This is a genomic window from Sphingomonas panacis (assembly GCF_001717955.1).
GTDB lineage: Bacteria > Pseudomonadota > Alphaproteobacteria > Sphingomonadales > Sphingomonadaceae > Sphingomonas > Sphingomonas panacis.
This window is the reverse complement of the sequence record NZ_CP014168.1, coordinates 316,876-329,353: the sequence shown is the minus strand read 5'-3', so window position 1 is coordinate 329,353 and position 12,478 is coordinate 316,876. Positions and strand designations below refer to the sequence as shown.

The window sequence follows — 12,478 nt, the reverse complement described above, 5'->3', positions numbered from 1 at the left end:
GTCATTGTGGGGGTGCGACCACGTCGTTGATGACGCGCTGATATTGATCGCCGTCCCACAATTCGACCGACAGGGTGCGGCCCTTGGTGTAGGTGACGTTCCAGCGCCAGCGGAGCGTCTGGTCGCCCGATGACCCGAAACCGGCATCGGCATCGACCCCGAACGTACCGGCGCCCTTGCCGCTACAGGCGGCATGCCGCACGACCGGCTTGGGCGGGATGATCCGCGCTGCCGCGGTCGTGTCGCCGTGATCGAACACCCAGCGCCAGTGGCGCTTGCCGCGATGCCAGATCGTCGTGAAATAGCCGCTGGTGCCATCCGGGCGCTGCCAGCCGCCGGTGTTGACCGCCCAATGGCCGTCGCACGAGACATAGCTCACCGCCGGCTGCCAGCGGGTCGCGGTAGCGGGATCGTCGCGGTTCTGGAGCCATTCCTGCGCCTTCACCGCGTCGGGCACGAACATCACCGCGTCGGGCGCGGCGAAGCGGCGGAATGCGGTCCATTGGCCTTCGCCGCGTGCCGCCTTGGCGAAGGCCAGTTCGGCGTCGACGGCGGTTTGCGGGATGGCGGCGGCGAGCAGCAGCGTGAGGATCACAGCGCCACCTCGTCGATCGCGACGCCCTCGCGGCGTCCGGCGGAAACGAGCGTATTGCGGAGCAACACCGCGATCGTCATCGGGCCGACGCCGCCCGGCACCGGCGTGATCGCGCCGGCGACGCTCGCCGCGCCCGCGAAATCGACGTCGCCGACCAGTCCGGTCGCGGTACGGTTGATGCCGACGTCGATCACGGTCGCGCCGGGTTTGATCCATTCGCCCTTGACCATCTCAGCGCGCCCGACGGCCGCGACGACGATATCGGCACGCTTGACCACGCTCGACAGATCGCGCGTGCGCGAATGGGCGATCGTGACGGTGCAGCTTTCCTTGAGCAGCAATTGCGCCATCGGCTTGCCGACGATGTTCGATCGGCCGATCACCACCGCGTCGAGCCCGGTGAGATCGCCGAGCTGGTCCTTGAGCAGCATCACGCAGCCGAGCGGGGTGCAGGGCACGAACCCCTCCAGCCCGGTGGCGAGCCGCCCGGCGTTGACCGGATGGAAGCCGTCGACATCCTTGTCGGGGTCGATCCGCGTCGTCACCGCGAGTTCGTCGAGATGCCCGGGCAGCGGCAGTTGGACGAGGATGCCGTCCACCGCCGGATCGGCGTTGAGCGTATCGACCAGGGCGAGCAACTCGTCCTGCGCGACATCGGCGGGAAGACGATGTTCAAAGCTCGCCATTCCGGCGGCGACTGTCGCTTTGCCCTTCGAGCGGACATAGACGGCGGAGGCCGGATCTTCGCCGACCAGCACGACCGCGAGGCCGGGCTTGCGACCTGCCGCCGCCACGAAATTCGCGACCTGCGCCGCGATGCGTTCGCGCAAGCCCAGTGCGAACGCCTTGCCGTCGATGATGTTCGCGCTCATGCCGTCACCCCATTCGCTCTGTGGCAATCACCCCCAGCGTCGCTGGATCGCCCGTGATGTGCAGACGCTTGAGCCGCGCGGTCGCGCCGCCGGTCAGCGTCACCGAACGTTTCGCCACGCCGAACTCGCGCGCGACGAGCGCGAGCAGCGCGGCATTGGCGGCGCCGTCCACCGGCGGAGCGGAAATCCGCGCTGCGAAATGCTCGGGCGTGCCCGGCCCGAGCGCCTCGCGGCCGCCGCGCGGCGTCACCCGGACGGCGATGTGGATGCCGTCGTCGCAAGGCCGCCACGCGCTCAACCCGCCGACACCGCCAGCCCGTACAGCCACGGCAGTACCGCGAGATCGAGGATGCGGATGAGGATCAGCACCACCAGCGGCGCGAAATCGATCGCGCCGGTCGCCGGCAACATGCGGCGGATCGGCCGGTACACCGGCTCGGTGATGACCGTGAGTCCACGGTCGAGCGAGCGGACGACCTCGTTCGTCGTGTTGACCACGTTGAACGAGATCAGAAGCGACAGGATGAATTGTACGATGATGATGAAGCTCGCCACGTCCAGCAGGATCTGGACGATGTTGAGCAGCATGATGAAAAACGAGGCCAACGAAATCTCCCGATGCTGCGATCGTCCGATACTAGCCTAGACAGGGCGCGCGCGCGACCGTTTACGCGTGGACGAGCGTGCCCGCGCCGCGCTTGGTGAAGATTTCGAGCAGCATCGCGTGCGGAACGCGTCCGTCGAGGATCACCGCCGCCTCGACACCCTGCTCGACCGCCATCACGCAGGTCTCGAGCTTGGGGATCATGCCGCCGCTGATCGTGCCGTCGGCACGCAGCGCGGCGACCGCCGCCGGATCGAGATCGGTGACGAGTTCCTTGTTCTTGTCGAGCACGCCGGCCACGTCGGTGAGAAGAAAGAAGCGCTTGGCGCCGAGCGCGGCGGCGATTGCGCCGGCCATCGTATCGGCGTTGATGTTGTAGGTCTGCCCGTCCGCTCCGTGCGCGATCGGGGCGATCACCGGGATCACGCCCGCGTCGGAGAGCGTGTCGATGATGCGCCGGTCGACCGCGACGGGTTCGCCGACGAAGCCGAGATCGACATGGCGTTCGATGCCCTGCAATTTGTCCGGGGTCGACCGGCCGACCTTTTCGGCGGTGACGAAATTGGCGTCGCGCCCCGAGATGCCGACCGCGCGGCCGCCGGCCTGATCGATCCAGCCGACGATTTCCTTGTTGATCGACCCCGCTAGCACCATTTCCGCGATCCGCGCGGTCTCGGCATCGGTGACGCGCAGGCCATCGACGAAGCGCGATTCGACGCCGAGACGCTTGAGCATCGCGCCGATCTGCGGACCACCGCCGTGGACGACCACGGGATTGATGCCGACCGCTTTCATCAGCACGACATCCTCGGCGAAATCGCGCGCCGCCTCCGGATCGCCCATCGCGTGGCCGCCATATTTGATGACGAACGTCGTGCCGGCGTGGAGCTGCATGTAGGGCAGCGCCTCGACGAGCGTTTCGGCCTTGGCGAGCAGCGAGGCGTGGGGCGTATGATCGGTCATGCGGCGCCGCTTACAAGCTTCCGCGCGCGCTGAGTAGTCTTTGCGCGCGACGAATCACGGTGTCGTATCGGCGGTGCAGCGATAGACGATCTTCTCGTTGGGATAGGCGGGCAGCGCGGCGCGGATCGCGCCCTGTTGCGTTGCGAGCGCGGCGCGCGCGGCGGGATCTGCGGAGCAGGCCTTGAGCGGGATCTGCGAGCGGATCTTGCGCAGCGCATCCATCTGGTCGGCGCCGAGGAAGTAGCGCAGCGCGGTATAAGTCTTCGTCGCGGGATCGAACTGCAACAGCGATGCGGTCTGCTCCTCGTTGGGGACGAGGAAGCGATCCCACCGCGTTCCGTCCTCGGCATATTGGGTGCGGCCGTTCATGCAGCCATCCTGGCCCCAGTCGAGATGCACGTCGTCGGTCGAGGACGAGACGATGCGGCTGCGCTCGGGCACCACCGAGCAGACCAGCTTGCCGGTCGCGGTATCGGCGGCGACCGGGGTTGGCGTCGCGGTGGTCACCGTCTCGGGTGGCAATACGGGATCGCCGGTCGGGCGATTGAAGAAGACGATCGCCGCAGCGACCATCAGCAGCAACCCGCCCGCGCCGGCGCCGATCGCCCAGCGCCGCTCGCCCCGGAGTTCGAGCAGCCCCGCGCCGCCGACGCCGAGCGCGCCGAGCACCAGCAGCACCGCCGCAAGCGCCATCACGTCCTCGCGGTTGTTCTCGACATCCGCGCGTGCCTTGGCCAGCGCCGCCTCATGCGCGGCGGCGGCCTTGGCGGCGGCGTCGCGCTTCGCCGCATCGGCCTGTGCGCTCGCCTGCGCGTCGGCGTCGCTGTCGCGCTTGAGCGTGTCGGCGAGGCTGGTGCAGGGCAGGCCGACCGCGCTGTACGGCTGCTTGGCGGCGGCGAGGAACGCGGTCAGCTCGCTGTCGGCGATCGCGAAGCCGAAGCTGGTGTCGCCCTCCTCGCTGTGGGTGATCGCCGAATTGACGCCGAGCACGCGCCCGCACGGATCGAGCAGCGGCCCGCCCGAATTGCCGCGCGCGATGCCGGCGGTGTGGAGCAGCACCTGGACGCCGGTCATGATGCGCCGCCCGGAGAACACGCCGCCGGTGCGGATCGGCGTGAGCGGATGGATGTAATCGGTCGCCGATTGTGCCGTCGCGAGATCGACATTGCCCGGATAGCCGAGCGCGGTGACGGCGCTGCCCTCTTCGATCGGGCCGCTGTAGACCGCAACCGGCGGCAGACGTGCGCCGGGCACATCGATGATCGCGAGATCGCGGGTGGCATCGAGCGCGATCACCTTGCCCTCGTAGCTCTTGCTGCCTTCCGACGGCACGACGCCGACGACGACATTGTCGGGATAGCGTTTCGCCAGTTCGACGACGTGCGCGTTGGTGACGATCCGGTTGGGCGCGATCGCGAAGCCGCTGCCGTGGCCGAAGCCGACGACTTCGCCATCGACCATCGCGATCGTGACGACGCGCACGACGCCGCGCGCGGTCGCGCCGATATCATCGGCACGCGCCGGGGCGACGAGCGCCAGCACCGCGAGCAGGAGTGCGCAAAAGTGGCTAAGGTTGCCTAGACCGCGCACGGGCGAGGAGACGATGCGGCGTGCGCGCGCTGGGGTGTTGGACGGAACGGTCATCGCCGTGATTTTGACAGGATGCGGCGGTGTAGGACAGCGCAAAAGCACCTGCGACGCGGGCGGACGGTGGTTGGACGCGATGGAACGCATCAGCCGGCGGCGTTCTCCTCGGCCTGCTTCGCCTGCAGGGCTGTAGCCTTCGCGGTGATCGCGGCGGCGTCGCCGGCGTCTATGGCGGCGACCAGTTCGGCGGCCGATCGGGTCTTCGCATCGGGATGGGGCGCGTAGGCGAGCGGCAAGATGGTGTCGCGAACGGCGGGCCAATCCCGCTCGCGCATCTCGGCAAAAGCGAGTTGCCAGCGGATCGCGACATCGAACGGCACGAGCACCAGCGCCCGCCGCAGCCCGTTCAAGGCATTGGCGGTCGGAGTCTCGCCGCTCGCGAAACTGTCGTAGAACAGCGCGAGCGGTTGGGGATCGTCCGGGTCGAGATGGTTGGCGATGATGAAATGCTTGCGCACGCCGGCCCAGGTCTTCGCATCGGTCGCGCCGGCCTTTCGCGCCACCGCCGCCGCCGCCATGCCCTGATAGACATGCGCCGGCACGGCCTTGGCATCGGCGGCGAGCGCGCGGGCGGCCGCGGCATCGCACAGCGCGTAATTACCGGAATCATATTCGGCTTCGGCGAGCGCGATCTGCACCTTGGGATCGTCGGGATAGGGCGCGGCAGCCTTGCGCGCCTGTATCACCAACTGGCTGGCCAGGGCGCGGGTGACGCCGGCTTTCGACTGAACCCGTATCGGCATGATCGCCGCTTCGCCGGGTGTCAGCGGGCGCAGCGCGATCGCCCCGATCTTCAGCTTCGCCGCGGGGACGGTGAGGACGGTGATCCGCGAGGCATCGAGCGTTTTCGACAAATCCCGGTCGAGGCGACCCAGATCGCCGAACACGCTCGCGGCTTCGAGCGGCGACTTGCCGTGGTGCATCGCGGTGACATAAGCGCCGAGTTGCTCGCTGCGCGATTTCTCGAACGCGAGATAATGCACGAGCAGCCAGCCCTTGCCATACAGAACGTCGGTATGTTCGGGATCGAGTTGGCGCGAATCGGCGCTGAACATCGCCCTGAGCGACAGGCTCGGCCCTCTGAGCAGCCCAAGCGCGCGATAGCCCGGCATCTGCCCGAACGTCACCGATCCGTCGGGATTGAAGATCGCGGCCGCGTTGAACTCGGCATAGCCCTCGACCAGCCACAGCGGCAGCGCGGTGTCGCCGAACGTGCTGAACATGAAATGGTGGGCATATTCATGCCGCAGGACACTGCCGCCATCGAGATCCCAGATATGTCCCGCCTCGGTGACGCGCGGCACGAAGGCGGCGGGATGGACATGATCGGTGTACACGCCGCGCGCCTCGGACCCGCCGATGCGCCGGATGACCGAGGTGTCAGGCACGATATAGACGGTGACGCGGTTGACCGGGTCGATCGGTGGATCGTCTAGCCCGCGCATGACCCGCATCGCGGCGTCATAGCGTTCGAGCTGTTCGGTAAAGGCAGTCGTCGTCTTGGGGCTTTGCGGCGAATAGACGACGAAATGCTTCCCGCTCGCTTCATACCATTCGGCATGGGCGATGCCCGGCATCGCCAAAAGCAGTCCCAGCAGCAGCTTGCGAATCATGATGTTGACCCCCCGATCGGGACCGAAGCTAGGAGCGCGCGGTCGCCGCCGCAATCATGATCGCCTACAAGAAACTATACGGGTCGACATCCACCACCACGCGCACCTTCGCTGACCAGTCCACCCCGCCGAGCCACGCCCGGATCACGTCCTGAACGTCGAGCGCGCGCTTCGCGTGGACGAGCAGGCGGAAGCGGTGGCGGCCGCGCAGCATGGCGAGCGGGGCGGGGGCGGGGCCGTAGACTTCCATCGCGTCGATGCGCGGGGCGGCGCGGCCGATCGCCTTGGCGGCGTCCTGCGCGGCGGTCTGGTCTTCGCTGGAGACGACGATCGCGGCGAAGCGGCCGAAGGGGGGCGCGCCGGCTTCGCGGCGGCTTTCGGTTTCGGCCGCGTAGAACGCTTCGGCATCGCCGGTGATGAGCGCGCGCATGACGGCGGCGTTGGGGCTGTGCGTCTGGAGATAGACGTGGCCGGGCTTGGCGCCGCGCCCGGCGCGGCCGGCGACCTGCATGATCTGCTGGAAGGTGCGCTCGCTCGCGCGCAGATCGCCGCCTTCGAGGCCGAGATCGGCGTCGATCACCCCGACCAACGTCAAATTGGGGAAGTGATAGCCCTTGGTGATGAGCTGGGTGCCGACAATCAGATCGATGTCGTGCGCCTCCATCCGGCCGACGAACTCGGCGGCCTTGGCGGGGGACCAGATCGTGTCCGAGGTGACGACCGCGACCTTGGCCTCGGGGAAGAGCAACTTCACCTCGTCGGCGATCCGCTCGACGCCGGGGCCGACCGGCACCAAAGTATCCTCGGTGCTGCATTCGGGGCAGACGCGCGGCACCGGCTCGGTGTGCCCGCAGTGGTGGCAGGCGAGCCGGCGCACCAGCCGGTGCTCGACCATCCACGCGGTGCAATTGGGGCATTGGAAGCGGTGGCCGCAGGTCCGGCAGAGCGTCAGCGGCGCATAGCCGCGCCGGTTGAGGAACAGGAGCGCCTGTTCGCGGCGGCCGAGCGTCTCGTCGATCGCCTTGACCAGACGCGGCGCGATCCAGCGGCCGCGTTCGGGCGGTTCGGCGATCAGGTCGATCGGCGCGATCGACGGCATTTCGGCGGCGCCCCAGCGGCCGGGAAGCTTGACCTCGGCATAGCGGCCGGCGGCGACCTGCTGTCGGGTCTCGATCGCTGGCGTCGCCGAGGCGAGGATGACCGGGCATTGTTCGAACTTGCCGCGCATCACGGCGACGTCGCGCGCGTGATAATGAACGCCCTCTTCCTGCTTGAAGCTGGTCTCATGCGCTTCATCGACGATGATGAGGCCGAGATTGGCATAGGGCAGGAACAGCGCCGAGCGCGCGCCGACCGTGACGAGTGCCTGGCCGTCGGCGATCTGCCGCCAGGCGCGCCGGCGTTGCGATTGGCGCAAGCCCGAGTGCCATGCGACCGGCGCGCAGCCGAAGCGCGCGGCGAAGCGTTTGAGGAAGGGTTCGGTCAGCGCGATTTCGGGGAGGAGGACGAGCGTCTGCTTGCCTTGGGCGATGGCGGCGGCGACGGCTTCGAAATACACCTCGGTCTTGCCCGATCCGGTGACGCCGTCGAGCAAGGTGGGCTGGAAGCGGCTCGCCTCGACATCGGCGACGAGCGTTGCGGAGGCGGCGCGCTGGTCGGCGCTGAGCGCGGGCGCGCCGTGGCTTGGATCGGGGAGCGGGAAGGGTTGATCGATATCGACCGAAATGGGTTCGATCGCGCCCACTTTGACGAGGCCACGAATCACCGCGTCGGAGACATCGGCGATCGTCGCGAGTTCGCGGATCAACCCCTGATGCGCGCCGATCCGTTCGAGCGCCTGTTCGCGCTGCGGGGTGAGGCGATCGGGGATGTCGCCGGTGGCGCGATATTCGGTGACGAGCTTGGCGCCCTCCAGAGCCGAGGTCGAGGCGAGCGCCATCCGCGCGACGGCGGCGGGGGCGGCGAGATAGTAATCGGCGGTCCATTCGATCAGCCGCCGGAGCGGGGTGGCGAGCGGGGGGACGGGCAGCACGGCGAGCAGGTTGCGCAGGCGGTTGTCGCCGACTTCGGCGTCGGACGGCATCCGATCGGGTTCCCAGACGATGCCGAGCAACTGGCGCGGCCCAAGCGGCGCGACGACGACCGACCCCGGCTCGACGTGCATGCCGTGCGGCACGCGGTAATCGAGCGGGCCGAGCGCGGAGTTCATGACGAGGACGCGGGCGCGGGACATGCTGGGGGGTATTTAGGGAGTGGTGCGGGAAAAGGCGACCGTCGCCCCGGCGGGGGCCGGGGCCGTTGTGTAATTTGGCGGGACGATCGCACCACACGCGACGGCCCCGGCCTTCGCCGGGGCGACGGGTTGGTGTAAGCGACACACATGAACCTCCCCCAAGCCTTTGCCGAGCATCTCGCGCGTGACCGGCGGCGGTCGGTGCATACCGTGCGCGCCTATCAGGCGACGGCGGAGCGGTTGCTGGGGTTCCTGCAGGCGCATACCGGCGGGCCGCCGGTGCTGGAGGCGCTGACCGCCGCCGATCTGCGCGCGTTTCTGGCGATGCGGCGGGGTGCGGAGAGCGGTGCGGGGATCGGCAATGCCTCGGCGGCGCGCGAGCTTTCGGCGGTGCGGGCGTTTCTCGGCTTCGCGGGCGTCGCGGTGCCGCGCCTCGCCGGGCCGCGCGTCAAGAAGGGTGTGCCGCGCCCGATCTCGCCCGACGAGGTGATCGCGCTGACCGACGAGGTTGCCGAGGATCGCGACGAGGCGTGGATCGGCGCGCGGGATCTCGCAGTGCTGTTGTTGCTGTATGGCGCCGGCTTGCGGATCGGCGAGGCGGTCGGGCTGACCGGGGCGGTGCTGCCGCTCGGCGAGACGCTGGTCGTCACCGGCAAGCGCGCCAAGACGCGGATCGTGCCGCTGCTGCCGCAGGTGCGCGCGGCGGTGGAGGACTATGTGGCGCTATGCCCCTATGCGCTGGGGCGCGAGGCGGCGCTGTTTCGCGGCGCGAAGGGCGGACCGCTCGCGCCCGGGCTGATCCGCCGCGCCGTGCAGGCGGCGCGGGTGCGGCTGGGGCTGCCTGAGCGCACCACGCCGCATGCGCTTCGGCACAGTTTCGCGACGCATCTGCTCGGGCGCGGGGCGGATCTGCGCGCGTTGCAGGAGTTGCTCGGGCACGCGAGTCTGGGGTCCACGCAGATTTATACGGCGGTCGATGCGGCGCATCTGCTCGACGTGTACCGGAATGCGCATCCTCGGGCGTGAGCGCTTGGTGCGTTTTGCGCGCCTTCGCGTGAATATCCGTGGTCGTGCTGAGTTAGTCGAAACCCAACCGTTCGTGTCGAGCGAAGTCGAGACACCCTGCGCATCGCTTGGGGCTTGTCCCTCGACTTCGCTCGGGACGAACGGAGAGGGGAGGTCACACAGCCAGATTCTCGGCTGGCACCGAATAATAGCTGGCGACGCGATCGGCATAAGCCTGGTCGAAATCGGGGGCGTTGTTGGCCCAGCTCGGGCCGCCTTCTAGCACGCGGCGGTCGATCGTGACGACATAGGCGTCGGAGATGGGATCGAAATCGAGCAGCGCGAACGGCAGCGGGTAGAACGCCTTGCCCATGCCGAGGAACCCGCCGATCGTCAGCACCGCATACAGCGAATGGCCGCTGCGCTTGTCGATCATGAAGGCGTGGACCGAGCCGATCCGCTCGCCGTCGCGGCTGCGCACCTTCATCGCGTCGCTGCGGTTCGAGGAGATCAGCAATTGCGTGGCGGGCTGGTCGGTCATGCGGAGTTCCCATCTGTGTCGTCTGCGTAACGGCTGATGGTGCCGGCGGTTCCTGATCGTGGGTGTGCGGCATTTCGTCGCTCACGTGACACGGGTGGTTGAGCCGGGCGCGCGCATCGCCCATAGCGAGGCATGCGCGCACGTTTCCTTTCCGGCATCGCCCTCAGTCTCGCCGTGGCGGGGTGCGTCGCGCCAGCGCCTCGCCCGCAACCGTCGCGCCCCGCTCCGATGGTGACGCCCCGCCCGGCCGCGCCGCTCCCGCCGGCGCCGACGCCTGCCGCGGCGGACTGGCGCGACTGGCCGCTGACGCCGGGCGACTGGGTGTACCGGCAGGATGCGCGCGGATCGATCGCGCTGTACGGCACGCCGGGCAGCGACGCGGTGCTGACGCTGCGCTGCGACGCGGGTGCGCGGATGGTGTATCTGTCGCGCGCCGGCGCTGGCGGCGCGGGCACGGCGACGATCCGTACCACCAGCACCGCGCGCACGCTCAACCTGACGCCGACCGGGGGCGCGACGCCATATCTCGCGGTGGCGCTGATGCCGCGCGATTCGCTGCTCGACGCGATGGGGTTCAGCCGGGGCCGGTTCGTGATCGAACAGACGGGCTATCCGACTCTGGTGATCCCGGCCTGGGCCGAGATCGAGCGCGTGACCGAGGATTGCCGGAAGTAACGGGCTGACCTCTCACTCCGTTCGTGCCGAGCTTGTCGAAGGACGGGCCGCGAACGGGGCGTGTGGGGCACGCACTTCGACAGGCTCAGTGCGAACGGGGTGGGTGTGGGGCTCGCTTAAGGATGGCTTAAGGCGACATCCGCCGTGGGCAAATAGCGCGGGGCGACGCGGGCGTGGGAGGCCTGTTCGTAAACATAGCCGGCATCGAGCACGGTCTGGTCGCCCAGTGCCGTCGCGATGAAGGACAGGCCGACCGGCAGCCCTTTGACCAGCCCCATCGGCACGGTAAGGTGCGGATAGCCCGCCACGGCCGGAAGCTGGCTCGCGCTCGGGCCTTCGCCGCCGTCGCCCGAGACGGTGTCGCTGAGCCACGGGAGGCCATAGCTCGGCGCGACGATCAGCGTGGCGTTGGCCTGCGCGAGCAGCGCGTCGATGCCTTCCTTGCCGGCCAGCCGCCGCGATTTGGCGAGCGCGCCGAGATATTCGGGATCGGCGAGGCCGGTGGTCTTCGCGGCGGCGCGGAAGGTTTCCTGTGCGAAGAACGGCATTTCCGCGGCCGCGTTCGCATCGTTGAAGGCGATCACGTCGGCGAGCGTGCGGGTCTTCACCGCGGGCGGGGTGGTGGCGAGATAGGCGTCGAGATCGGCCTTGAGTTCGGTGTGCAGCACGAGGCTTTCCGCCTCGCCGATGCCGTCGAGCCTGGGCATCTCGACATCAACCAGAACCGCGCCCTGCGCCGTGAGCACGGCGAGCGCGGCGGCATAGGCGGGCTTCATCGCTTCGGGCATGTCGGGGTGGAGCACGGCGATGCGCACGCCCTTTAGCGTCGCACGCTTGAGATCGGCGGCGTAGGAATGCGCGGCGACATATTGGATGTTGCGGCTCGCGGGATCGGCGGGGTCGAAGCCGGTCATGCCGTCGAGCAGGATCGCGGCATCCTCGACGCTGCGTGCCATCGGGCCGGGCGTGTCCTGGCTGTGGCTGATCGGCACGACATGGGTGCGGCTGACCAGCCCGAGCGTCGGCTTCAGCCCGACCAGCCCGTTCATCGCCGCGGGGCACACCACCGATCCATCGGTCTCGGTGCCGACCGCCGCCGCCGCGAAGCTTGCCGCCACCGCAGCGCCCGATCCGCTCGACGAGCCGCAGGCGGTGCGATCGAGCGCATAGGGGTTGCGCACCAGCCCGCCGGTGGCGCTCCAGCCGCTCATCGAATGGTCGGAGCGGATGTTGGCCCATTCGGACAGATTGGTCTTGCCGAGGATCACCGCGCCGCCTGCGCGCAGCCGCGCGACCAAGGGCGCGTCGCGGCCGGTGACATTGTCTTTCAGCGCGACGCTGCCGGCGGTGGTGGCGGTTCGGTCGGCGGTTTCGATATTGTCCTTGATGAGCACCGGTATGCCGTCGAGCGGGCCGAGCGGGTGGCCGGCACGGCGGCGGGCGTCGCTCGCCCGCGCCGCCGCCAGCGCATCGGGGTTGAGCGCGATCACGGCATGGAGCGCCGGCCCCTTGCGGTCCATCGCCGCGATCCGGGCGAGATAGGCGCGGGTGAGGCTCTGGCTGGTCGCCGTGCCGTTGGCGAGCCGCGCGTCGAGTTGGGTGATCGAGACCTCGACCGTGCTCTGCGCGGCGAGCGGCGCGGCGATCGCGGTCGCCAAAAGGAACAGTCCGATCCGCATGTCTTGCTTCCCCAACCTCGCCACGGCCCGAAGGAGCGGCGGCGAGACGCG

Annotated in this window: 12 protein-coding genes; 2 read left to right on the top strand and 10 right to left on the bottom strand. The window is 68.9% G+C overall.

The features are described 5' to 3' along the window. Position 1: 1 nt before the first annotated feature. The 8 genes from J0A91_RS01455 to J0A91_RS01420 all read right to left on the bottom strand — a co-directional run bounded on the left by J0A91_RS01455 (position 2) and on the right by J0A91_RS01420 (position 8,527). The gene (locus tag J0A91_RS01455) at positions 2–595 is read right to left on the bottom strand and encodes a hypothetical protein (protein ID WP_069203424.1); all 594 of its coding nucleotides are present in this window, start codon (positions 593–595) and stop codon (positions 2–4) included. Further along, positions 592–1,467, bottom strand: a complete 876-nt coding sequence (gene folD / locus J0A91_RS01450; RefSeq protein ID WP_069203423.1) for a bifunctional methylenetetrahydrofolate dehydrogenase/methenyltetrahydrofolate cyclohydrolase FolD — start codon at positions 1,465–1,467, stop codon at positions 592–594. The genes J0A91_RS01455 and folD overlap by 4 nt, the downstream gene beginning before the upstream one ends. A 4-nt stretch (positions 1,468–1,471) precedes the next feature. Further along, the gene (locus J0A91_RS01445; protein WP_240502164.1) at positions 1,472–1,795 is read right to left on the bottom strand and encodes a DUF167 family protein; all 324 of its coding nucleotides are present in this window, start codon (positions 1,793–1,795) and stop codon (positions 1,472–1,474) included. Then, positions 1,762–2,073, bottom strand: a complete 312-nt coding sequence (locus J0A91_RS01440; protein ID WP_338056937.1) for a YggT family protein — start codon at positions 2,071–2,073, stop codon at positions 1,762–1,764. The genes J0A91_RS01445 and J0A91_RS01440 overlap by 34 nt, the downstream gene beginning before the upstream one ends. Positions 2,074–2,134: 61 nt before the next feature. Then, positions 2,135–3,034, bottom strand: a complete 900-nt coding sequence (gene argB, locus J0A91_RS01435; protein ID WP_069203421.1) for an acetylglutamate kinase — start codon at positions 3,032–3,034, stop codon at positions 2,135–2,137. 54 nt (positions 3,035–3,088) lie between these two features. Further along, positions 3,089–4,678, bottom strand: coding sequence for a S1C family serine protease (locus tag J0A91_RS01430; RefSeq protein ID WP_069203420.1), 1,590 nt, complete (start codon positions 4,676–4,678; stop codon positions 3,089–3,091). An 89-nt stretch (positions 4,679–4,767) separates the two neighbouring features. After that, the gene (locus tag J0A91_RS01425) at positions 4,768–6,294 is read right to left on the bottom strand and encodes a hypothetical protein (protein ID WP_069203419.1); all 1,527 of its coding nucleotides are present in this window, start codon (positions 6,292–6,294) and stop codon (positions 4,768–4,770) included. Positions 6,295–6,358: 64 nt separating this feature from the next. Then, positions 6,359–8,527 carry a primosomal protein N' gene (locus J0A91_RS01420; protein WP_069203418.1) on the bottom strand — a complete coding sequence of 723 codons (2,169 nt, stop codon included), beginning with the start codon at positions 8,525–8,527 and terminating at the stop codon, positions 6,359–6,361. Positions 8,528–8,674: 147 nt separating this feature from the next. Here J0A91_RS01420 and J0A91_RS01415 point away from each other — a divergent pair, with 147 nt between their 5' ends. Beyond that, entirely contained in the window at positions 8,675–9,553 is an 879-nt protein-coding gene (locus J0A91_RS01415) for a tyrosine recombinase XerC (protein ID WP_069203417.1), read from the top strand. 154 nt (positions 9,554–9,707) lie between these two features. On the opposite strand, the gene J0A91_RS01410 is transcribed toward J0A91_RS01415, so the two are convergent. Beyond that, the gene (locus tag J0A91_RS01410) at positions 9,708–10,073 is read right to left on the bottom strand and encodes a PRC-barrel domain-containing protein (RefSeq protein ID WP_069203416.1); all 366 of its coding nucleotides are present in this window, start codon (positions 10,071–10,073) and stop codon (positions 9,708–9,710) included. 132 nt (positions 10,074–10,205) lie between these two features. Between J0A91_RS01410 and J0A91_RS01405 the strand changes: the two genes are divergently transcribed. Further along, positions 10,206–10,748, top strand: coding sequence for a hypothetical protein (locus J0A91_RS01405; protein ID WP_069203415.1), 543 nt, complete (start codon positions 10,206–10,208; stop codon positions 10,746–10,748). Positions 10,749–10,864: 116 nt separating this feature from the next. On the opposite strand, the gene J0A91_RS01400 is transcribed toward J0A91_RS01405, so the two are convergent. Further along, positions 10,865–12,427, bottom strand: a complete 1,563-nt coding sequence (locus tag J0A91_RS01400) for an amidase (RefSeq protein WP_069203414.1) — start codon at positions 12,425–12,427, stop codon at positions 10,865–10,867. Positions 12,428–12,478: the final 51 nt, after the last annotated feature.

What these genes read in the sequence shown, in the direction of transcription:
- folD (WP_069203423.1), bottom strand. Translation starts at nt 1,467, where the DNA reads ATGAGCGCGAACATCATCGACGGCAAGGCGTTCGCACTGGGCTTGCGC.
- argB (WP_069203421.1), bottom strand. Translation starts at nt 3,034, where the DNA reads ATGACCGATCATACGCCCCACGCCTCGCTGCTCGCCAAGGCCGAAACG.
- J0A91_RS01430 (WP_069203420.1), bottom strand. Translation starts at nt 4,678, where the DNA reads ATGACCGTTCCGTCCAACACCCCAGCGCGCGCACGCCGCATCGTCTCC.
- J0A91_RS01425 (WP_069203419.1), bottom strand. Translation starts at nt 6,294, where the DNA reads ATGATTCGCAAGCTGCTGCTGGGACTGCTTTTGGCGATGCCGGGCATC.
- J0A91_RS01420 (WP_069203418.1), bottom strand. Translation starts at nt 8,527, where the DNA reads ATGTCCCGCGCCCGCGTCCTCGTCATGAACTCCGCGCTCGGCCCGCTC.
- J0A91_RS01415 (WP_069203417.1), top strand. Translation starts at nt 8,675, where the DNA reads ATGAACCTCCCCCAAGCCTTTGCCGAGCATCTCGCGCGTGACCGGCGG.
- J0A91_RS01410 (WP_069203416.1), bottom strand. Translation starts at nt 10,073, where the DNA reads ATGACCGACCAGCCCGCCACGCAATTGCTGATCTCCTCGAACCGCAGC.
- J0A91_RS01405 (WP_069203415.1), top strand. Translation starts at nt 10,206, where the DNA reads ATGCGCGCACGTTTCCTTTCCGGCATCGCCCTCAGTCTCGCCGTGGCG.
- J0A91_RS01400 (WP_069203414.1), bottom strand. Translation starts at nt 12,427, where the DNA reads ATGCGGATCGGACTGTTCCTTTTGGCGACCGCGATCGCCGCGCCGCTC.